The organism is Pseudoxanthomonas kaohsiungensis (assembly GCF_010211765.1).
GTDB classification, from domain to species: domain Bacteria; phylum Pseudomonadota; class Gammaproteobacteria; order Xanthomonadales; family Xanthomonadaceae; genus Pseudoxanthomonas; species Pseudoxanthomonas kaohsiungensis.
Genome location: NZ_PDWO01000001.1, coordinates 206,293 through 227,137, shown reverse-complemented (window position 1 = coordinate 227,137; position 20,845 = coordinate 206,293). Strand labels below are relative to the sequence as shown.

The following is a 20,845-nucleotide window of genomic DNA, read 5'->3' as shown; positions in this document are numbered from 1 at the left end:
AAGCCAGTAACGCGCGAATTGGCCGTAGACGGACGGATGTTCGCGGCCACAGTTGCATGAACCGTCGGTCCCTGCCTGCGTTGAACGGCCCCATCACTACTTCTCCTTGGGTGGTGCGGAGGAGGGGTGCGGCTTCCTGGCCAGCTGCCGCTGCTTGATCAGCGAGTACAGCGCCGGGATCACGACCAGGGTGAGGATGGTCGAAGACACCATGCCACCTACCATCGGCGCAGCGATTCGGCGCATGACTTCCGAGCCAGTACCGCTGCTCCACATGATGGGCAGCAGGCCCGCCATGATCGCGACCACGGTCATCATCTTCGGGCGCACGCGGTCGACCGCGCCTTCGATGATGGCCTCGCGCAGGTCCCGTGAATCCAGTGCCCGGCCTTCGGCCTGCCTCTGCGCGGCACGCGCTTCAAGTGCGTGGTCGAGGTAGATCAGCATCACCACGCCGGTTTCCGCGGCGACGCCGGCCAGCGCGATGAAGCCCACGATCACCGCGACGCTGGTGTTGTAGTCGAGCATCCACATCAGCCAGATGCCACCGACCAGTGCGAAGGGCACCGACAGCATCACGATCAGCGACTCGGTGACGCGGCGGAAGTTGAGGTACAGCAGCAGGAAAATCAGCGCCAGCGTCACCGGAACGACGACACGCATCTTCTCCGCGGCACGTTGCATGTATTCGTACTGTCCACTCCAGGTTACGTAGTAGCCAGGCGGGAACTGCACCTGCTCGGTGACCGCTTCCTGCGCAGCCTTCACGTAGCGGCCGAGATCGCTCTCGCGGGTATCGACGTAGATGTAAGCCGCCAGCATCGCGTTCTCGGTGCGGATGCTCGGCGCACCCTTCCTGACCTCAATCCGCGCCAGTTCGCCCAGCGGCACCTGGGCGCCGCCGGGCACCGGCACGAGGACTTGGCTGCCTATCCGGTGCGGATCGTCGCGGAGTTCGCGGGGATAGCGCACGATCGCACTGAAGCGTTCGCGGCCCTGGAGGATGGTGGTGACGATCTCGCCGCCCAGCGCGGCGGCCACCACGTTCTGCACCTCGCCCAGGGTGACGCCGTACTGGGCCAGGCTGCCAAGGTCGGGGGTGATGTCGAGGTAGTAGGCGCCGGTCAGGCGTTCGGCGAACGCGCTGGTCGTGCCCGGCACTTCGCGCACCACGGCTTCGATCTCGGTGGCCAGCGCGTCGAGTTGCTCAAGGTCCGTGCCGAAGAGTTTGATGCCCACGGGCGTGCGGATGCCGGTGGCCAGCATGTCGGTGCGCGCCTTGATCGGCATCGTCCAGGAGTTGGCGACGCCCGGGAACTTCAGCGCCGCGTCCATCTCGGCGATGAGCTTGTCGGTGGTCATGCCGTCCCGCCATTCGTCCTCGGGCTTGAGGTTGATGACGGTCTCGAACATCTCCAGCGGCGCCGGGTCGGTGGCGGTCAGGGCGCGACCCGCCTTGCCGAACACCGACTCCACTTCCGGGAAGCCCTTGATGATCCGGTCCTGCTGCTGCAGCAGCTCCGATGCCTTGGTCACCGACATGCCGGGAAGCGACGCGGGCATGTACAGCAGCGTGCCTTCGTTGAGCGTGGGCATGAACTCGCTGCCCAGGCGCGATGCAGGCCAGAGGCTGGCAAACAGGGCGACCAGCGCGAACATGACTGTGGCCATGCGGTGCCGCAGAACGACGTTGATCACCGGCCGATAGGCCGCAACCAGGAACCGGTTCACCGGATTCTTGTGCTCGGGCACGATCTTGCCGCGCACGAACAGCAGCATGAGTACCGGTACCAGCGTGATCGACAACAGCGCGCCACCGGCCATCGCGAAGGTCTTGGTGAATGCCAGCGGCTTGAACAGGCGCCCTTCCTGCGCCTCCAGGGCGAACACCGGCAGGAAGGAGACGGTGATGATCATCAGGCTGAAGAACAGCGCCGGCCCGACCTCGCGACAGGCATCGATGATCAGCTGGGTCCGGCTGCGGGAGCCGTCGGAGCGCTCGATGTGCTTGTGCGCGTTCTCGATCATCACGATCGCCGCGTCGACCATCACGCCAATCGAGATCGCGATGCCGCCCAGGCTCATGATGTTGGAGTTCATGCCCAGCATGCGCATCGCGATCACCGCGATCAGCACGCCGACGGGCAGCATGACGATCGCGACCAGCGCGCTGCGCGCATGGAACAGGAATACCAGGCACACCAGTGCGACGATCAGGCTCTCCTCGAGCAGCGTCGTGCGCAGGGTCTTGATCGCACGCACGATGAGATCGGAGCGGTCGTAGACCGCCTGGACGCTGACGCCCTCGGGGAGTCCACTCGCAAGCTGGGCGATCTTGTCCTTCACCCCCCCGATCACGGCCAGGGCGTTTTCGCCGAAGCGCGCAATGACGATCCCGCCCACAACGTCGCCTTCGCCGTCCAGGTCGACGATGCCACGGCGCTCATCGGGTACCAGTTCGACCCGGGCGACGTCGCCGATCAGCACCGGTGCGCCCCCTTCGGCGCGCAGAACCAGGCTCTCGATATCCTCGATACCGCGCAGGTAGCCGCGGCCCCGCACCATGTACTCGGTCTCGGCCATCTCGATCACGCGGCCGCCGACGTCGCGGTTGCTCTCGGCGATCACCTCGGACACGCGTGAAATCGGGATGTCGAACTCGCGCAGCCGGACCGGATCGACGGTGATCGAGTACTGGCGCACGAAGCCGCCGACGCTGGCGACCTCGGCCACGCCGGGCGCGGTGGTGAGCTGGTAACGCAGGTACCAGTCCTGCATCGCGCGCAGCTCGTCCAGCGAGTGGCGGTCGCTCTGCAGCACGTACTGGTAGACCCAGCCCACGCCGGACGCGTCGGGTCCCAGTGCCGGTGCCACGCCAGCCGGCAGGTTTTTCGACGCGACGTTGAGGTTCTCGAGCACGCGCGAGCGCGCCCAGTACAGGTCCGTGCCTTCTTCGAAGATGACGTAGATGAAGGAGGCGCCGAAGAACGAGAAGCCGCGGACGTCCTTCGACTTCGGCGTCGCGAGCAGGGCGCTGGTCAGCGGATAGGTGACCTGGTCCTCGACCACCTGGGGCGCCTGCCCCGGGTACTCCGTGAACACGATCACCTGCACGTCCGACAGATCCGGTTGTGCGTCCAGCGGCGTGTTCATCAGTGCGTAGATGCCACCGGCGACAATCGCCAGCGCCATCAGCAGCACCAGGAAGACGTTGCGCACCGACCATTCAACGAGACGGCCAAGCATGTCAGTGCCCCTCGTGGCTGGTGGCGGGAGCAGGTGTGCCGTGGTCGTTCATCGTTCCATGGTCGCCATGGCTGTCATGGCCGTCGGACGCGCCAGGATCGCTGGCGGCAGCCGGTGGATCTCCCGATGTCGCCGGTATGGCATGGCCTGCGTGGGGATCAGCGACCTCGTCAACATGACCTGCGTGCGGATCGACGGCGTCCTCACCGTGCCCGGCGTGTGGATCCTCGGTGGTGCCCGAAGGCGCGCCGTGTCCTGCATGACCCTCAAGCCCCTGGAGTGCCGACTGCAGGTTGCTTTCGGCGTCGATCAGGAAGTTGGCGGAGACCACGACCTGTTCGCCTTCGGCGATCCCGTCGAGCACTTCGATGCGATCGCCGCCACGGCGACCCAGGGTGACGTCGCGCGGTGCGAACCGGCCGGGGCCGGTCTCGACCAGCACCACCTGGCGCGTGCCGCTGTCGAGCACGGCCGAGCGCGGAACGGTCAGGACCGGTCCAGCACCCGGCTCCTCCAGCACCACCGTCCCGTAGAGCCCCGGCCGGAGGTCGCCGTCGGGGTTGGGCAGGGCGATGCGCACATCCACGGTGCGCGTCATCGCATCGATGACGGGCTGCACGAAGGTGACCGCGCCCTCGGCCACCTGGCCCGGCAGGGCCACGGTTTCAAAGCGTGCGGGCTGGCCGGGCTGGATGCCCGCGGCCTGCGCCGCCGGGACCTTCGCGATCACCCACACCGTCGACAGGTCCGCCAGGCGCAGGATGGTTTCGCCGGGCTCGAAGCGTGCGCCCTGGACCACCGGCTTCTCGATCACGACCCCGTCCGCGGGCGCGGTGAGCACCAGCCCCGTCTTGCCGAGTTGCGCGTCGCTGATTTCCCAGTTGCGCAGGCGGGTGCGTGCGGCATCGCGCAGGCGGGTCATCGATGCCGCGCTCGCGGGATCGGACCCGGCCAACCTGCGGGCGGTCTCGTCGGCCAGCCGGTATTCCTGCTGCGCCGCCGCCAACTGTGGGCTGTAGACGGAGAGCAGCGGCTGCCCGGCGCGGACGCGCATGCCGGTCTGGTTCGCGTACAGCCGCTCCACCCAGCCTTCAAAGCGGGGCGCGATCGCGTACTGCCGGGTCTCGTCGACCTCGACCGTGCCGCTGGTGCGCACGGTGGCGGACATGGCTCCTCGCTTGACCGCCTCGGTGCGCACGCCCAGCGCCTGCACCTTGTCCGGGGGCAGCACCACCGTACCCGGCGCCGCCGGCGGGGCGTCGTCGGCATAGACCGGGACGTAGTCCATGCCCATCGAATCCTTCTTCGGCACCGGCGACGTGTCCGCCAGGCCCATCGGATTGCGGTAATAGAGCACCTTGCGTTCCGCGGCCGCTGCCTCGGCGGACGTGGCTGCGGTGGGCGAATCGTTCGTGGCGCGGCCCGCCATCCAGCCGACGGCGAGTGCGGCGAGTGCGACGCCGATGGCGAGCGACAGGGTCTGGACACGGGTCATCGGATATCTCCTTCGATGGCGCGCACGGCGGCGGCGCCCAACAGTTCGTCACGCAGTGCATCGACCCGTGCGAGGTCGGCGCCCTGCCATTCATTGAGTGCTTCCAGCAGCGTCCCGAAGTCGACTTCGCCGACCTGGTAGCTGGCCAGTGCGGACTGCCAGGTGGCGTCGGCCTGCGGCATCAGCGTGTTCTCGACCAGCGCGCGGCGCTCGCGTGCGCTGGTCCACTGCGACCAGGCGGAAGCGCCGCGTTCCTCGACGGCCCGCAGCGTGGCGTCTCGGCGGGCCAGCGCCGCGTCTTCGAGCAGGCGCGATTCGCGCTCGCGTTCGCGACGCGCGCGCTGCTGGAACGGGATCTCGACCTCGAGCATCAGCTCGGTGCTTTCGATGCCGTTGCCGTACTGCATCGCACCCACGCCCAGGGTGATGTCAGGAAAGCGGTTGCGACGCTGCAGTACCACGTTCGTGCGCGCGGCCTCGGCGCGGGCCTGCTGCGAGCGCACCGCGGGGTGCGCATTTGCGTCATCCAGTGCCTCGGTGAGCGAGGCGCTGTGGACGACGAGGCGCGGCGCCTCATCGGGAGTCGCCAGCGGTGCATCGGAACGGCGTCCCAGCACCGCGTTCAACATGGCGGCTGCCTCCTGCTTGGTCGCGATGCGTTCGATCCGCTCGCGCTGCAGGCTGGTCTGCTCGACCTGGGCGCGGATGGCATCCTGCTGCGCGGCGCGGCCCAGCGCGTAGCGCACGCCGGCCATTTCTTCGACCTGGCGGAGCAGGGCGATGCGGCGATCGAGCACGGCCACGGCCTGGTCGGCGTGCCAGTAGCGTGCGTAGGCCGCCTCGGCATCGGACAGCAGGTCGCGCGCCGTGGCGATGCGGTCGAGTCCGGCCGCGATCGCATCCTGGCTGGCCGAGGTCCGCGCCAGGCCGCGCTTGCCCCAGAGCGGGAAGCGCTGGCGCAGCGCGTAGTTCACCTCGCGCTCGGCACCGACGGTGCGCCAGGGCTTGTCCGGATCGAGGCCGCGGAATCCAACCGAGGCCATCGGATCGGGCAGGGCACCTGCGGGAAGGATCCTCGCTTCGGCGGCCTGGGTTTCGAAGTCCATGGCCCGCAGCTCGGGGTTGTGTTCCAGAACCCAGGTGCGGATCGACTCGAGGCTGTGCCCCGGGATGGGTTCGGTGGCGGTCGCGGGCAGCGCCAGCGTCCACAAGCCGCCGGCGAACACGCAGGCAAGCAGGTGCCGGAGCAGTGGCCGACGGCGGAACAGCGGGTAAGGGTGCAGGCGCCTGGCCTGCATCGGGTCGAACAGGGATGCCATATCAGTGTCCTTGGGCCGACGCGACGCAGGTCGCTCGGACGAGGGCAGGAACACATGCCGTGACGCAGCCACGGCGCGAACGCACAGGACCGCGCCGCTCAGTTGTGCGGGCGGGTCAGCGTTCGGGCATCAGATCAGCAGGAGAGCCGCGGGATGGGCGGTGGGCCGGTGCCAGGCGGCCCTGGGGGGCGATTCCACCCAGCTGGGCGTGACCCCTGGGCCGGCATCGGCGACCTCGGCCACGACGAACCAGGAGACCCACGCTCCGACAAACAGCGGCGGGACCGGTGGGATGCGCCCACTGTCGGCCGAAATACCCCCCAAGCTGCAGTGCGCGGCACACACCGCCCTGTCCGCCGAGGGAAGCTCCGCGTCGCAGCCGTGGCCGTGGTCGTGGTCGTGGGGGGTATCCGCGCCGGCCGCGACTGCGGCGGCGGGTGTGCCCGGAAGATCCAGGCAGCCGCCATGGCTGGCCAGCGCGAGCTGAGACCAGAGCAATGCCGCCATCGCGAGGAGGGCGGTGCGCTGGAACCAGCTACGGTGACGACGGCGGATCATGGCTTGAGGTTACCTTTTGCTCGGTCAGATGCAACTGATCCAGATCAATCCCCCGGGCAGATCGGGTGACTGGACCGGCATGGCCGCTTTCGGTGTCGCCGAAACCGGAGCCGACCCGGCCAGGCGAAGCGCGCGGGCCACAACCGACACCTAGCTCAGTCTCATGGCGAGCGCCGCAACCATCGGGCTCAGCGGGATCCCCGAGCGCGAGTAGAGCGCGCCGGCGGCGGCCGGAACCAGCTTCAGGCTGATCGCTCGTCCGGGTACCCAGCCTCACTGAGCGCTGAGAGGAACGCGCCCCCGTCCATGTCGCTATCGACCCTCACCTGACGCGTCGGTGGGTCGGTTTCGATGCGGGCTTGGGGGTCCACACTGAGCAGTGCCTTCTTGACGGACTTGGCGCAGCCGCCGCATGTCATGTTTGGAATGTGGAAACGAAGCATCTTGATCTCCTGATCGACTGTGGTGTCGGATCAATATGGGGTTTGACAGCGTGGCAAGGTCAATCGGCTATCAGCAGAATGTTTGCAAGCTGCTCACGGCTGGCCGACAACGGCGCCGAGAACTCTTGCGAATGCACGTCCGACCATGAATGAGTCATCTGCCGCGGTTACGCGAGGAGGCGGGCGTGTCGGCCCCAAACCGAGGCGTCCTATGTGGACCCTGCGAACGCGACTCCGCCGCTGTTGGCTCGGCCAGATCCGCAAGGATCGGGCATTCCGGTCGGTCATCCCCGTGGCAGTGGTCGGCCAGATGCTCGAGCGTTTGCACCATCGCCTGCAGCTCGGCGATTCTCGTCTTCAGTTCGGCGGCATGGGAAAGCGCCATCGCCTTGACGTCGGCGCTTGCGCGGTCACGGTCGCGCCACAAGACCAGCAGTTCTGCGATCTGTTCGACAGAGAAGCCAAGGTCTCGTGCGCGACGGATAAAGCGAAGGCTATAAGCGTCAGGCGTGCTGTAGTGTCGGTAGCCGGCCTCAGAGCGCGCAGCTTTGGGGATCAAGCCGATCTGTTCGTAGTAGCGGATCATCTTCGCCGACACGCCTGAAAACTTGGCTGCTTCACCGATATTCATCATTCTCTTTTCCTGGTCACCCAAGGATGCTTGGTTCGACACGCTAGGCCGGCGTCCGCCACATCGATCCTGTCTTGGTGTTCAGTCAGGCGGCACCGTGTCTTGGGATCAATGTTCGATTGCCTGGCGCGGATTGGGCAATGCCGCCCCGCTCTGGGGCATCCCCGTACGGGTTTCGATCGTTATGGGAGCCTGGAAGCGCTTGAGCCGGAGCGCGTTGCCGAGCACGAAGACACTGGAGAGGGCCATCGCGGCCGCAGCGAAGATCGGCGAAAGCAACATGCCGTTCACCGGGTAAAGCGCACCCGCCGCGACCGGGATCAGCAGGGCGTTATAGGCAAAAGCCCAGAACAGGTTCTGCTTGATGTTGCGGATCGTCGCTCGGCTGAGCGCGATGGCATTCGTCACGCCGCGCAGGTCGCCCGACATCAGCACCACGTCGGCGGCCTCGATCGCCACATCGGTTCCCGTGCCGATGGCGAGCCCGACGTCCGCTTCGGCCAGCGCCGGCGCGTCGTTGATGCCGTCGCCCACGAAGGCGACCCGCGCGCCATTGGTCCGGAACTTCTTCAGCGCCGCGACCTTGCCGTCGGGCAAGACCTCGGCCGCGACTTCATCGATGCCGAGCTGCCTGGCGATCGCCGCGGCCGTCGCGGCATTGTCGCCGGTGATCATCGCGACCTTGAGTCCCAGCGCATGCAACGCCTTGATCGCCTCGGGCGTGGTCTCCCTGATCGGGTCGGCCACCGCGATCACCGCCGCCAGCCGGCCGTCGATCGCGGCATAGAGCGGACTCTTGCCTTGGTCGCCGAGACGCTGGGCGACAGGCAGGAAGTCCGACACATCGATACCGATCTGCGTCATGAATCGGTCCGCGCCGACGGCGACGGTGCGACCGGCGACCTTGGCCGACACGCCGAAACCCGGCGTGGCCTCGAAGCCCCCGACGGGTGCGAGCGTGATGTCCCGCTGCTTGGAGGCGTCGACGATCGCTTCTGCGATCGGGTGCTCGGAGCGGGTCTCGACCGCGGCGACAAACGCCAGGACTTCGTTGTATTCGAAGCCTTCGGCAGGCACCAGGTCGGTCAGCTCCGGGCGCCCCTTGGTCAGCGTGCCGGTCTTGTCGAGCGCGATGACACTCACATCGCGCAGCGCCTGCAAGGCCTCGCCCTTGCGGAAGAGAACGCCGAGCTCGGCCGCGCGGCCCGTCCCGACCATGATCGAGGTCGGCGTGGCCAGCCCCATGGCACAGGGACAGGCGATGATGAGCACCGCGACCGCATTGACGAGCGCGAAGGACAGCGCGGGCTCCGGTCCGAAGGCCAGCCAAACAAGGAAGGTCAGCGCGGCCCCGGCCATCACTGCCGGGACGAACCACATGGTGACCTTGTCGACCAGCGCCTGGATCGGCAGCTTGGAACCCTGCGCTTCCTCGACCAGGCGGATGATCTGCGCGAGCACCGTGTTCGCGCCGATCCTCGTCACGCGGAAACTGAAAGCGCCGGTCTTGTTGATCGTGCCTCCGACGACATCGGCGCCCACCCCCTTCGATACGGGGACCGGCTCGCCGGTGATCATGCTCTCGTCGACATAGGAGGCGCCCTCGACGACCTCGCCGTCCACCGGAATCTTCTCGCCCGGACGAACCAGCACGACGTCACCGGTCGCCACCTGATCGAGCGGAATTTCGACCGTATCGCCGTTGCGCTCGACGCGCGCGGTCTTGGCCTGGAGTCCGACCAAGCGCTTGATCGCCTGTGAGGTTCGCCCCTTGGCGCGCGCCTCCAGCGAGCGCCCGAGCAGGATCAGGGTCACGATGACCACGGCGGCCTCGAAATAGACGTTGGCGGTGCCCGGGGGCAGCACGTCGGGGACGAAGGTCGCGACGACTGAATAGCCGTACGCGGCCGCCGTGCCAACCGCGACCAGTGAATTCATGTCGGGGGCAGCGCGCAGCAACGCTGGTACGCCCTTGCGGAAGAAGCGTAGCCCCGGACCAAACAGCACGAGGGTGGCGAGCGCGAACTGGATATACCAGTTCGTCTGCTGACCCAGGACCCCCATCACCCAATGATGCATGGCGGGAATCAGGTGGGACCCCATCTCGAGGATGAAGACTGGCAAGGTGAGGACGGCGGCAATGGTCAAAGCCCGCCGCAGCCCCCGTGCCTCGCTCTCACGACGCTCGGCGTCATGATCGCCTGCACTTGCCGTATCGACGGACAAGCGGCGGGACTTGTAACCCGCCTGTTCGACCGCCGCTTCAAGGTCCGCCGTGGAAACGACCCCGGCAAGGTGGCGCACCCGCGCGCGCTCGGTCGCCAGGTTGACGTTGGCTTCGAGCACGCCCGGGATCTGTGCGAGCGCCTTTTCGACCCGGCCCACGCACGACGCGCAGGTCATGTCCTCGATCGCGAGCTCGGTGGTCTCTTCGCGCACCGTGTAGCCGGCACTCTCGATGGCGCGAACCGCAGCCCGCGGATCGGCCAGGCCAAAGAAGGTGAGGTCGGCACGTTCGGTGGCGAGATTGACCGCGGCTGTCTGCACTCCGGGGACCGCGTTCAGCGCCCGCTCGACGCGGCCAACGCAGGAGGCACAGGTCATGCCCTCGACTGGCAGGCTCAGGCGGGAGACGGCGGAGCTGGGTGGATTGGCGACCGGTCGGGTGGCGACGAAAGTCATGGAACTATCCCTGGAATATGCGCGGGAAGCCCAGCTTAAAGATTCCCACGATGGCAAGGTCAAGGCCCGGCAGCTCGGCAGGTCGCTACCGCGCAGCCAGCTCATGCACTGCCATCGTGCGGATGGCGATTGCGGCTGTTGAATCAGCTCGCTGGCCTCTGGACCGCTGTCTGTAAGACGATCGGTCGACCGAAACCGGCTCCGGTGATCAACGTCATGGACCGCGCGTTTCGAAGTTGGACAGCGCCGGCGGCACATTGTCGAGTGCCATCATGCGGCTGCCGGTCTCGGCGCCGGAGTTTGGCGAGTTCTGGAGCGAGGCCGGGCGGCATTTTTCTCGGACACCGGGCAGCAGATGGAGGCAGATCCTCGGCCTAGTCGAGACGGGATCTGATGCTCTCCATCTGGTCGATCTCGGAGCGCTGCGCTTTGGTGATGTCGTCACACAGCGCGAGCAGTTCGGCGTCACGCAGTCTGGCTTCCCGGCACATGAGGATCGCACCTGAGTGATGGGGGATCATCGAGTCGATGAACTGACGGTCATCTACAAGCACCTGCGCGCGCGTGGCGCCGAACGAGCCGAGCGTCACTGCGGCGAAGATTGCGTAAAGCGCCATGTTCAGGCCCTTCTTGGGGAACATGCCAGGCATTGTGGCGAGCATGAAGATCCCCATCGGAGCCCACATGGTCAGTGCCATGTAGAACATGTTCAGGTTGTTCCGGAAGTCGCGGACACCATCGATCATCGAAAACATGACGATGTACATCACCGCGAGACCGAGCACCATGTTGATCCAGAACAGCAGATAGGGACGCCCGCTGCCCTCGGCGTGCTTGTGATCTGTCCCTTGAACAGCGTGTGCCATGTTGCTTCTCCTAGTGTTTCCGGAACAGTGTCCCACCCGACGTCAACCATCCTGGAAAGCGTTGCACCGCGACAGTTACGGCAACGTGTGCGGTCGCACCTGGTTCTCGGGTGCGTCGGAGACGTACAGGCGGCACCAGTTAGGCCTGCCAGCGTGTGTGTCGTTGAAAGGTATGGTCAAGCGGGGCTGAGCGTCCCGAGCACTGAAACGACAATGAGGATCAGGATCGCCAGCGCAGCCTCGGCCGCAACGCTCTGCCGCAAGGCTCGCACCTCCTGCGAGGGATCTCCGCCGGCCAGCGCCCGTTCAAGGCGCGGCACCAGCGTCCATCGGTGCATTGCTCCCAGGCCCAGCATTCCGCCGAACAGGGCAAGCTTGAACAGCAACAGGTTTCCGTAGGTGCTCTGGACCAGCGTCGACAATGACCACGCGGTGAGATCACCGTAATGCGCGATGCCGGACACAATGAGCGCAGCAACGAAAATCGTTCCAAGCGTCGAGAATCCACGCAGGAAGTCATGCGTTGATCGCAGACGCCCGTTGCCCGCAGCGCCCTTGCCGCGCAGGAGCATTCCCAGGAACATCAGGACCGCTGCGATCCAGCCGCCTGCAGCGAGAAGATGGACGAGGCCCGCAGAGAGCCGGACCGCGCCTGCCACGCCCTCGCCAGCGGCGGCGTGGCCGTTCCATGCCAGCGAGGCGAGGGCGCCGCCCGCCAGCGTCGCCGCGAACGGGAAGGCGGCCTCCACCTTCCCGCGACGACGATGCCATCCGAGTACAAACACCATGGCGATCAGCAGCGCGCCTCTCGCCATGGCTGCGCGGCCTGCGGACGTATCAAACAGATACCAGCCGAGCGATTCGCGATCAACGTCGGCAATCGGCATTCCCATGATGCCCGCGGTCTTGAAGACGACATCGGCCCCGGTGAGCACGAGACCGACGGCGGCACTCACCAACAGAACGCCCATGAATGGCCACCCGGCCAGGGCGTGGGCGAGTGCCGGTCGACGCAAACCGTACCAACCGAACAGTGGGACGCCGAAAAGAAGCATGAGAACCAGGTACTCCAGGAATCTCAGTGCGTAAGCCGACAGGTCGAACATTCGCGACTCCTCAGCGCACCGTGAAGCTGAAGCTGCCCGGCATGGGGTGATTGTCACCACCGACGGCGCGGTATTCCACCGTATAGACGCCTGGAGCCAGCGGCTGGGGCAACTTGGCACGCAGGGTCTTGCCGTTGTTGACGATCTCGGTCGCGAAATTCTCGATCGGCATGGTGGAGCTGTCGTGCTTCATGACCAGCTTGAGCCGCGACGCTCGCGGAATCAGCGTCTCGTTGAACACGAGATCGATCTGGCTTGGGGAGGCCACGACCGCATTTGCTGCCGGTGTGGACTGCTGTAACGCCGCGTGGGCGCGCGCGACCTGCAGCGAAAACTGCCCTGCCGCGATTGCGAGTACGAGCGCGAAAGAGCGAAAAACGCTTGAAGACTTCATATGGACCTCTTTGTGAACTGATGCAAAGCCCCGTTGGTGGGCGCCGTGCCTTGTGAAATCGGAGGTGAGGATCCCGTCATCGCAGGCGGGACCCTCGATGCATCAAGCTGCCATGGCGCTGCAGCTTTCCGCGCATCGACGACACGCTTCAGCGCAACGCGCCATCTCAGGGTCGTTCATGGCATCGCATGCATCCGCGCACTGGCGGCAGATCTCCGCGCAGGCACCGCAAATGACGTTATGAACGCTCGTACCGCGCAGCATCGCGTCGGCGCTGGTGGCACAGATATCGGCACACGTCGCCAGCAGGGCGATGTGCTCCGGTGCTGCGTGTGCACCTCCCTTGGTCAGGCAATAGTTGATGGTCTCCAGGCAAATCGCATGGCATTGCGTGCAGTTGTCGATGCACGTGTTCATGGCCTGGGACCGGTGGTCTTCGGAATGGTGAGTCATGTGGATCTCCTGCTTCATCGCGGACGAGAATCGGCGCGCCCGCTACACCGCCCCCTGATTCGCCGATGGCTCAGTGCTGCGCGAATGGTTCGGTGGTTCCGTCGCGATGGACCAGCTCGACCGTGTACGGCTGCTGTCGCCCCTCCGGAACCTCCATGCCGGGAGAACCAAGCGGCATCCCTGGGAGGACCAGGCCGCGTGCGTCCGGCTTTTCTTCGAGGAGACGCTTGATGTCCGCGGCCGGGACGTGGCCTTCGATGACGTATCCGCCGATCTCGGCCGTGTGGCAGGAGCCCTTTGCATAGGGGACACCCAGCCGCTCCTTGAGCGGCCCCAGGTCATCCATGTCGTGCACATCCACGGTGAAGCCCGCCTTCTGCACGTGGTCGATCCAGGCACCGCAGCACCCGCAGGTCGGGGTCTTGTGGACGGTCATGCGTGGCAGGGCTGCTGGAGTCGCGTCGGCTGATTGGACGACAACCTGTGCGGAGGGCGAGGTTGTGGGTTGCGCGGATGAAGCATCCTGGGTGCAAGCACCCAGACCAGCCACGGCAAGGACCACAAAAGTCAGGCGGTGCAATCTGAGCGTAGTCATTTCAAACTCTCGACTCAGCGTTTGGTCCGCGAGGACCAGTGGATGTGGACGATCCGCCAGCCGTCGGCGGTCTGCTTCAGCACCATCGTTTCGGTGCTCTGGACGGTCAGTGGCTTGCCGTCCTTCTGGGCGTGCAGCTCGCTTTCGGTTCCGACCCACGCGAACTCGCCAGCGGTTCGTGCACGCTGACGGAGCAGCTGGCGATGGGCGCCCTTGAGGAACGCCGCATCGCTGACTGCGTGATGGCCCATGTATTCCTCGCGGCTGTGTTCGGCGCCCCCGGACTCGAGGATGAGAACGTCGGCAGCGAGCAGGGCTTCGACCGTGGCCAGATCGCCGCTAGACAGGGCGCTGTTGAAACGCTCCGCTACGGCGACCGCGGCCTCTGCAGTGACTGGGACGTCGACGTCCGCAGATGCCGCGGCAGCGGGGTGATGTGCGTGCGGCTGTGTCGCCTGCGCCATTGCGGGGGACACGACGGCCAGTGCCAGTGCGAGGGTGAACGAGATTGCTGTTGCGTTCATTGCGTGGGCTCCAAGGAGATCAATGGGTGTGCGCATGGCCGTCACCGGCCACGGGCGTGTGTGGTGCAGGGTGCGACTCCACCTTGCCGTTGGGATGGCGGTGGTCCACCAACCCGACTTCCGTGTCGCTGAGTGTCGGGCCGTGGTGATCGTCGTCCACGCCCGGCGGGTGCGCATGCGGCATGGAGTTGTTGCCCGGCTCGGATGGGGCAGGGTGATCCTCGGCCTTTTCGTCGTCATGGTGGCCTTGCGTCTCGCCGCCGCCATGCGAATGGCCCTCGCTGCTGTCGACAAGTTCCTTGTACGCAGTCGCGTCGAGCGTGGGCAGCACCTGCAGGAACGCGGCCATGTTCCAGATGTACTCGTCCCCCATGTTCTTGCCCCAGGCGGGCATGCCGCTAGCCTTGATCCCGTGCTTGATCACCCAGAACGCTTTGGCCACGTCGACCTTGTGTTTGCTGAGGTCTGGAGGCGTGGGATACAGGCCTTGGCTCAACTCGGTTTCGGCCATCGACGGAGCCAAGTGGCACCCTGCGCACATGGCCGCATAATTGCCCGCGCCCTGGACGATCCGTGTGCGATCGTCCAAATCCGACGGCACGTCCAGCTGTCCCAGACGTGCCACGATGGAGCGCTCGCGTGCGGTTTCGAGCAGGAAATGCACGGGCTTCGTGTGCATGTCATCGGCGGCGACGTTGTACACGCCGCCCCAGATGAAGCCCGCCGTACCGGCCACGACAACCAGCGGAACCCCGATCAACCAAACACGCTTGCGTGTCTTCGGTTGCATGTATGTTCTCCCATCAGAACCAGATTCGAACGCCGGCGACGATCCGGGTGTCGTCGATGTCACCGGACTGCGCGCGACGTTGGTCCGCCGTGCCCCCGTAGGCACGCTCCCACACCACCCCGACGTAGGGAGCGAACTGCCGATGGAACTCGTAGCGCAAGCGGAAACCGGCTTCGACCTTGCTCAGCCCACTGCCGATTCCCACCGCCGGATCGTCCTTGCTCCAGGCCTCGCCTTCGACCAGCCACTGGCCGATCAGCCGGTTGGTGAACAGCATTTCGTATTCGGCTTCCGCACCTACCCCGAGCTGACCGGACTCGCCTAGGTAGGCCGTCGCGGAGACTTCGAATTTGTACGGCGCAAGACCGATCACACCGAGCGCGGCATAGGTGCGCGACGGCCCGCCGCCGAAGGCGAAGTCATGGCGGACACCGGCGACTGCGTCCCACCATCGGGCGATCGCTCGGCCGTACAGCACTTCCACATCCGCCGACTCGGTGGATCCACCTGCACGCTCGCCCTCGCTGCGCAGCCAGAGCCGGTTCAAGTCGGAACCCACCCAGCCTTGTGCTTCCCAGGCCATGCCGGTGCCGTCCTCGTCCGCGTCCCACGCCTCTAGCCGGTCAAGCGCCCAGTAGGAATTGATCGATTCACCATGCATCAGGTGCTCGTCGAGGTCCGGGAACGCCGCAGCCCGATCTGTCGGCGTGACAACCGGGATTGGCTCGCGCGGCTCGGCCGTCGGCGGCAGGTCCTCGCTGACACCAGGTTGATGGCCCATGGAAGCGTGATCCATGCCCGAGTGATCCATGCCCGAGTGATCCATGCCGGAGTGATCCATCCCGGAGTGATCCATCGTGGAGTGATCCATCGTGGAGTGATCCATCGTGGAGTGATCCATCGTGGAGTGGTCCATCGTGGAGTGGTCCATCCCGGTGTGTTCGCTGTCGGCAGGATTCGCAGCTCCGTGCCGCATGTTCCCGTGGTTCATCGTCCCGTGATCGTCGGAACTCTTGTCCGGTGAAGTCGGTAGATGGCCGGCGTGCGGATCCGCGGGCCTTGGCGACGATGGTGACGCAGCCGGCTTGGCTGCCGGATGGTGTGCGGCGTGGTCCGTCTCCTGCGCCCACGCCGGGGCGCAACCAGTTGCAAGAACGAGTACGGACGTCAGGCCGATGGCTAGGGAGTGACGATTGGAACGGCTCATGGCGTTCATTCCTCCACCCGCACTTCGCGGAACATGCCGGCTTCCATGTGGTAAAGCAGGTGGCAATGGAACGCCCAGCGACCCAGCGCGTCGGCGCGCACGCGAAAGGCCCGCTTCGTACCAGGCGGCATGTCGATGGTGTGCTTGCGCACCATGAAGTTGCCGGACTCGTCCTCGAGGTCGCTCCACATGCCGTGCAGATGGATCGGGTGCGACATCATCGTGTCGTTGACCAAGACGACTCGCATGCGCTCGCCGTACTTCAGACGCAGGGGTTCGGCGTCAGCGAACTTCACTCCGTTGAACGACCATGCAAAGCGCTCCATGTGACCGGTCAGGTGCAGCTCGACCGTGCGACCGGGCTCACGCCCGTCGGGGTCGGGGAACGTGCTGCGCAGATCGCCGTAGGTCAGTACGCGTCGGCCGTTGTCGCGTAAGCCAATGCCCGGATCATCGAGTCTCGGCACAGGGGCCATCGTCTGCATGTCGACCAGCGGGTTGCCGGTTTCGGTGGCTGGATGCTCCTGCATCCCGCCGGCACCGTGGTCCATCCCGGCCATGCTCCCTCCGGCGGCCGTGCCTGCTGCCATCGACGACATGTCGTGACCGCTGTGGTCCATTCCGGCCATGGCACCGCCGGCCATCGCACCGTGCGACATCGAAGACATGTCGTGACCGCCGCCACCCATCCCGCCGTGGCCCATGTCGTCCATGGTGAGGAGTGGCTTGGGGTCGACGTCCGGCACCGGCGCCCGCAAGCCTTCCCTGACGGCGAGTGTTCCGCTGATGTATCCCGTGCGGCCGCTGTCCTGGGCAAAAATGGTGAACGCATCCTGCCCGGTCGGTTCGACAATGACGTCGAAGGTCTCGGCGGTGGCGATGCGGAATTCGTCGACCGTGACCGGATGCACGTACTGGCCATCGGCTGCGACCACGGTCATCTTCAGGCCCGGGATGCGCACGTCGAAGTAGGTCATCGCGGACCCGTTGATGAAGCGCAGGCGTACCTTCTCGCCGGACCGGAACAGTCCGGTCCAGTTGCCGAGCGAGGTCGTGCCGTTCAACAGGTAGGTGTAGGTGTTGCCGTTGACGTCCGACAGGTCGGTCGGTGTCATCCGCATCTGGCCCCACATCTTGCGATCTTCGACCGTGGCGGCCAGGCCGTGCTGTTTCACGTCGGCGAAGAAGTCGCCCACGGTCTGCTTGGAGAAGTTGTCGAAATCCGACCGCTTCTTGAGCCGGGCGAACAGACGCTGCGGATCCAGGTCGGTCCAGTCGCTGAGCATGACCACGTAATCGCGGTCATAGGCGAAGGGCTCGGGCTCGAGTGGCTCGATCACCAGCGGCCCGTAGAGGCCGGCCTGCTCCTGGAAACCGGAGTGGCTGTGGTACCAGTAGGTGCCGCCCTGTACGACGTTGAAGCGGTACTGGTAAGTCTCGCCGCGGTCGATGCCGTCGAAGCTGAGTCCCGGCACGCCGTCCATGTTGGCTGGCAGCAGGATGCCGTGCCAGTGGATCGATGCCTGGTGGCCATGGATGGAGCCTGGCGGCAAGGCATTGCGGACCCGCAGGTTGACGGTAGTGCCCTCGCGCCAGCGCAGCAGCGGTGCAGGAATCGAGCCGTTGACCGTGATGGCAGGACGCGTGGCGCCGGTGAAGTTCATCGGCGTCTCGCCGATGGTCAGGTCGAACTCGGTGCCAGAAAGTACGTTGGGCACGCCTTCAGCCTTGACGGCCCAGCTGGTGCGCGGCCAGAGGCCAAGCGCCGCGGCGGCGCCTCCGGCGGCAAGTCCTTGAACAAAGAGGCGGCGCGACGGGGAAGACAGCCCTCCGGCACGGCCGAAAGAATCGGATGACATGGGAACTCCGGGAAAGGTCGAGGGCTCGCGAAGCGAGCGTGACCCTGTCGGTGCGGACAACGCGGACAGGGTCCATCGGCGCCTCAAAGGCGCTCAGCGACACTTAGCCGATCGGAGGTCGGAAGAGATTGGTCAGGGCCGCGGACGCGTGCACCGACAGAAACGGTTCAGCGATCTGCCGGTAAAGAACTTCCACGACGGGAGACGCCGACCCTGCGAAGGCCGCGAAGCAATGGTGCATGCACGCACAGCAACTGTCCGTCTCACAGCAGTCGTCCCACGGCGATACCGCTCCGGCCTCGTCAGTGGCCTGGGGGTGATGGTGTTCATTGGCCCCCGTAGCAGCCGCTGCTCCTCCATGGCAGGCCGCCATGGCCTCGGCTGCTGTCGGTGCCGAGGTGACGTCACCGGCGGAGTCGCGCACGTGCTCCATGTGCATGGACGCGCCAGCGATGCCCGGACCGTTGGCGAGCAAGGCAACGACCAGGAACAATCGCATCAGGAGCGCGCGGAAAGTCATGCGCCTTAGTATACGTGCGGATATAAACTCCGGATGAATACAGTGACAACGCACGGGGGATCGAGCCGCGGGTCTTCGTCGCCTGCCTGACCCAACGTCGCCTCCCGCTTTTCGGCTACAGGGCCATGTCTTCGTAGCTGCGGGGATCGGAGACCGGTTCCAGGTGCCCGGTCACGCGCATGGCGGGAAACTCCGCCACGATCTTCTCCACCAGGTCTTCCATGGCGTCATGCCCGCGCAGCACCGTCCAGTCGCCGGGCACCAGCATGTGCATCTCCATGAACTGGCGGGCCCCGGACTCGCGCGTGCGCACGGCGTGGAATTCGATCCGGCCCGGTTCGGCGTGCGCGTCCAGGATGGCCTGGATCCGGGCGTTGTCCTCGGGGGACAGGGTCGCGTCCATCAGGCCGGAGGCGGATTCGGACATCAGCCGGTAGCCGACAACCAGGATGTTCACGCCCACCAGGATCGCGATCACCGGATCCAGCCAGTTCCAGCCTGTCAGCCACGCCAACCCCAGGCCCACCACGACCCCGACCGAGGTGTACACGTCGGCCATCAGGTGCTTGCCGTCGGCGCGCAGGGTGATGGAGCGGTGGCGCGTGCCGACCTTGATCAGGATCCGCCCGACGATGTCGTTGAGGACGGCGGCCATGATCGAAACGGCGAGGCCGATGCCGAGCGATCCCAGCGGCCGGGGGTTGAGCAGGCGATCGATGCCCAGGTAGATGATCGAGGCCGCGGAGACGAAGATCATGATCCCTTCAGCGCGGCGGAGAAATACTCCGCCTTGCTGTGGCCGAAGTGGTGGTCGTCGTCGGCCGGGCGGGCGGCGATGGTCAGCGAGACCAGGGCGACGATGGCGGCCACCAGGTTGACCATCGATTCGGCGGCGTCCGACAGCAGGCCCACCGAGCCGGTGATCGCCCAGGCGCTGCCCTTGAGCAGCACTGTCAGCACCGCGGTCACGATGGCCAGCCAGGCGTATTTCCTCAGGTCCGGCGTGGCTTCGGCCGGTCTGTCGCGGGGTTTCATGGCGACCATTGTCTGCTGTGCGCGCGGGTCCGGCCAGCCGAAGCCTGTCGCCTCACGATCACCAGGGTCGCCCGGAATCTCCACGTGGCCCGTACGTACACGTTGTCATTGCGGCGCGCGCCGGGCGATTTCCTCGCGCGGCGGAGGATGCCCCCGTTGGTCATGGTCTACCACACCCACCGCATCCCGAGCAGTTCGTCGCTGACCTGAAATCGCTCAGCAACAGCTAGCCGTTGGGGCGCCGAGTAAACGATACCGGCGCCGTGATCGTAGGCCGCTTTGGCCGGAAGCGAACATCGATAGGGCAGGGGATTAGGGATGTTTATCGGGGGTAGGGAAGGGCCGCTTCCGACCCGAAGCGGACGTCGCCTCGACTTGCGCCGGCAGGCGACAGTCATCGCACGGCATTTCCCCACGATTGAGAATGTTGATGCCCTGCTGGCTCCTGAGGATCTACTTGAAATCGGTCCGGATTGCTTGGATCAGAAGCGGCTGGAGACATGGTGCAGTGAACTGAAACATGGGCCGCTTACTGGGAGCACACGGCTTCGTTGGCCCGAGTGACGGTTTCTCGAGGCGCGTTAACGTATTGGGTGGCCCATCACGTGAGGTGGCCCAGTTCGGAACTGTCACCTTGGCGTCGGCCGTTGGCGACTGGTTTCTGCTGTTGTTGATCGTTGAGCAGGAACCTCCGCATCAGATGAGCTGAGACTCTGCGGGCAGTGGGGAAGATTCACTGCGGTAAACAGATCCCTCGGGTGCATTTGCTGCATCTTATACCGCCTATTCGAACCTCTTCAGTGTTCAGCGAACCAATTTGGGAATATCGGCGTAGCTGATCATGGAGGGCTGCAGATCGGAGATTCTGCAACCGGGCTTACGATGGATCCTCTGCGAATGAACTGTTGTGATGCCGAGTCTGCAAACATCGCGGCGGCTTCTTGGCGGTCCATGCGCTCCACCGTCTGCCGAATCGGGGGCGGATTGTTCGCTGAATCTAAAGCCGATGGGTGGTTTGTAGGCGGTACAGTGAATTCGAGGCAAGTCTTGGGGCTCTAAGGGGCGGTTGTGCGATGTGGCGGGGGTGATTCCTCAGAGGTGGTCACCGGAGCCAATCCCAGG

17 protein-coding genes and 1 pseudogene are annotated in these 20,845 nt (G+C 65.6%); all 18 read right to left on the bottom strand.

Annotated elements, in window-relative coordinates; translation table 11 throughout:
- Positions 1-96: 96 nt before the first annotated feature.
- Entirely contained in the window at positions 97-3,246 is a 3,150-nt protein-coding gene (locus CSC66_RS01085) for an efflux RND transporter permease subunit (protein ID WP_162375431.1), read from the bottom strand.
- A 1-nt stretch (position 3,247) separates the two neighbouring features.
- Entirely contained in the window at positions 3,248-4,741 is a 1,494-nt protein-coding gene (locus CSC66_RS01080; protein ID WP_055765270.1) for an efflux RND transporter periplasmic adaptor subunit, read from the bottom strand.
- A complete protein-coding gene (locus CSC66_RS01075; protein WP_238394193.1) occupies positions 4,738-6,060 on the bottom strand; it encodes a TolC family protein in 1,323 nt (440 codons plus the stop codon). Before CSC66_RS01075 ends, CSC66_RS01080 begins: the two co-directional genes overlap by 4 nt.
- 129 nt (positions 6,061-6,189) lie before the next feature.
- Positions 6,190-6,618 (bottom strand): hypothetical protein, encoded by a 429-nt coding sequence (locus CSC66_RS01070; protein WP_162375429.1) that lies wholly within the window; start codon positions 6,616-6,618, stop codon positions 6,190-6,192.
- A 242-nt stretch (positions 6,619-6,860) separates the two neighbouring features.
- Entirely contained in the window at positions 6,861-7,061 is a 201-nt protein-coding gene (locus tag CSC66_RS01065) for a heavy-metal-associated domain-containing protein (RefSeq protein WP_100322961.1), read from the bottom strand.
- Between the two features lie 154 nt (positions 7,062-7,215).
- On the bottom strand, positions 7,216-7,692 hold the full coding sequence (cueR, locus tag CSC66_RS01060) for a Cu(I)-responsive transcriptional regulator (protein WP_162375428.1): 477 nt from the start codon (positions 7,690-7,692) through the stop codon (positions 7,216-7,218).
- Positions 7,693-7,800: 108 nt separating this feature from the next.
- Positions 7,801-10,374: a heavy metal translocating P-type ATPase gene (locus CSC66_RS01055; RefSeq protein WP_162375427.1), complete on the bottom strand. Its 2,574-nt coding sequence runs from the start codon at positions 10,372-10,374 to the stop codon at positions 7,801-7,803.
- Between the two features lie 374 nt (positions 10,375-10,748).
- Positions 10,749-11,240, bottom strand: a complete 492-nt coding sequence (locus CSC66_RS01050; protein ID WP_141480889.1) for a DUF305 domain-containing protein — start codon at positions 11,238-11,240, stop codon at positions 10,749-10,751.
- A 176-nt stretch (positions 11,241-11,416) separates the two neighbouring features.
- Positions 11,417-12,346 carry a copper homeostasis membrane protein CopD gene (gene copD, locus CSC66_RS01045; RefSeq protein WP_162375426.1) on the bottom strand — a complete coding sequence of 310 codons (930 nt, stop codon included), beginning with the start codon at positions 12,344-12,346 and terminating at the stop codon, positions 11,417-11,419.
- A gap of 10 nt (positions 12,347-12,356) precedes the next feature.
- The gene (gene copC, locus CSC66_RS01040) at positions 12,357-12,740 is read right to left on the bottom strand and encodes a copper homeostasis periplasmic binding protein CopC (protein WP_162375425.1); all 384 of its coding nucleotides are present in this window, start codon (positions 12,738-12,740) and stop codon (positions 12,357-12,359) included.
- A 102-nt stretch (positions 12,741-12,842) separates the two neighbouring features.
- The gene (locus CSC66_RS01035) at positions 12,843-13,211 is read right to left on the bottom strand and encodes a four-helix bundle copper-binding protein (RefSeq protein WP_238394192.1); all 369 of its coding nucleotides are present in this window, start codon (positions 13,209-13,211) and stop codon (positions 12,843-12,845) included.
- A gap of 52 nt (positions 13,212-13,263) precedes the next feature.
- Positions 13,264-13,788: a DUF411 domain-containing protein gene (locus tag CSC66_RS01030; RefSeq protein ID WP_024867864.1), complete on the bottom strand. Its 525-nt coding sequence runs from the start codon at positions 13,786-13,788 to the stop codon at positions 13,264-13,266.
- Between the two features lie 14 nt (positions 13,789-13,802).
- Complete coding sequence (locus CSC66_RS01025; protein ID WP_024867863.1) at positions 13,803-14,312, bottom strand: nuclear transport factor 2 family protein; 510 nt, start codon at positions 14,310-14,312, stop codon at positions 13,803-13,805.
- A 19-nt stretch (positions 14,313-14,331) separates the two neighbouring features.
- The gene (locus CSC66_RS01020) at positions 14,332-15,102 is read right to left on the bottom strand and encodes a c-type cytochrome (RefSeq protein WP_037072878.1); all 771 of its coding nucleotides are present in this window, start codon (positions 15,100-15,102) and stop codon (positions 14,332-14,334) included.
- Positions 15,103-15,115: 13 nt separating this feature from the next.
- Complete coding sequence (locus CSC66_RS01015; RefSeq protein WP_238394190.1) at positions 15,116-16,093, bottom strand: copper resistance protein B; 978 nt, start codon at positions 16,091-16,093, stop codon at positions 15,116-15,118.
- Positions 16,094-16,314: 221 nt separating this feature from the next.
- Complete coding sequence (locus CSC66_RS01010) at positions 16,315-18,168, bottom strand: copper resistance system multicopper oxidase (RefSeq protein ID WP_162375423.1); 1,854 nt, start codon at positions 18,166-18,168, stop codon at positions 16,315-16,317.
- Positions 18,169-18,271: 103 nt separating this feature from the next.
- Positions 18,272-18,688: a CopL family metal-binding regulatory protein gene (locus tag CSC66_RS01005; protein WP_162375422.1), complete on the bottom strand. Its 417-nt coding sequence runs from the start codon at positions 18,686-18,688 to the stop codon at positions 18,272-18,274.
- Between the two features lie 115 nt (positions 18,689-18,803).
- Positions 18,804-19,723, bottom strand: a pseudogene (locus CSC66_RS01000) (cation diffusion facilitator family transporter).
- Positions 19,724-20,845: the final 1,122 nt, after the last annotated feature.

Bases quoted from the DNA above. Each gene is read 5' to 3' on its own strand.
- CSC66_RS01025 (WP_024867863.1), bottom strand. From the start codon at position 14,312: ATGAACGCAACAGCAATCTCGTTCACCCTCGCACTGGCACTGGCCGTC.
- CSC66_RS01080 (WP_055765270.1), bottom strand. From the start codon at position 4,741: ATGACCCGTGTCCAGACCCTGTCGCTCGCCATCGGCGTCGCACTCGCC.
- copC (WP_162375425.1), bottom strand. From the start codon at position 12,740: ATGAAGTCTTCAAGCGTTTTTCGCTCTTTCGCGCTCGTACTCGCAATC.
- CSC66_RS01050 (WP_141480889.1), bottom strand. From the start codon at position 11,240: ATGGCACACGCTGTTCAAGGGACAGATCACAAGCACGCCGAGGGCAGC.
- CSC66_RS01035 (WP_238394192.1), bottom strand. From the start codon at position 13,211: ATGAAGCAGGAGATCCACATGACTCACCATTCCGAAGACCACCGGTCC.
- CSC66_RS01065 (WP_100322961.1), bottom strand. From the start codon at position 7,061: ATGCTTCGTTTCCACATTCCAAACATGACATGCGGCGGCTGCGCCAAG.
- CSC66_RS01055 (WP_162375427.1), bottom strand. From the start codon at position 10,374: ATGACTTTCGTCGCCACCCGACCGGTCGCCAATCCACCCAGCTCCGCC.
- CSC66_RS01075 (WP_238394193.1), bottom strand. From the start codon at position 6,060: ATGGCATCCCTGTTCGACCCGATGCAGGCCAGGCGCCTGCACCCTTAC.
- CSC66_RS01070 (WP_162375429.1), bottom strand. From the start codon at position 6,618: ATGATCCGCCGTCGTCACCGTAGCTGGTTCCAGCGCACCGCCCTCCTC.
- CSC66_RS01010 (WP_162375423.1), bottom strand. From the start codon at position 18,168: ATGTCATCCGATTCTTTCGGCCGTGCCGGAGGGCTGTCTTCCCCGTCG.
- CSC66_RS01015 (WP_238394190.1), bottom strand. From the start codon at position 16,093: ATGAACCACGGGAACATGCGGCACGGAGCTGCGAATCCTGCCGACAGC.
- CSC66_RS01020 (WP_037072878.1), bottom strand. From the start codon at position 15,102: ATGCAACCGAAGACACGCAAGCGTGTTTGGTTGATCGGGGTTCCGCTG.
- CSC66_RS01085 (WP_162375431.1), bottom strand. From the start codon at position 3,246: ATGCTTGGCCGTCTCGTTGAATGGTCGGTGCGCAACGTCTTCCTGGTG.
- CSC66_RS01005 (WP_162375422.1), bottom strand. From the start codon at position 18,688: ATGACTTTCCGCGCGCTCCTGATGCGATTGTTCCTGGTCGTTGCCTTG.
- copD (WP_162375426.1), bottom strand. From the start codon at position 12,346: ATGTTCGACCTGTCGGCTTACGCACTGAGATTCCTGGAGTACCTGGTT.
- CSC66_RS01030 (WP_024867864.1), bottom strand. From the start codon at position 13,788: ATGACTACGCTCAGATTGCACCGCCTGACTTTTGTGGTCCTTGCCGTG.
- cueR (WP_162375428.1), bottom strand. From the start codon at position 7,692: ATGAATATCGGTGAAGCAGCCAAGTTTTCAGGCGTGTCGGCGAAGATG.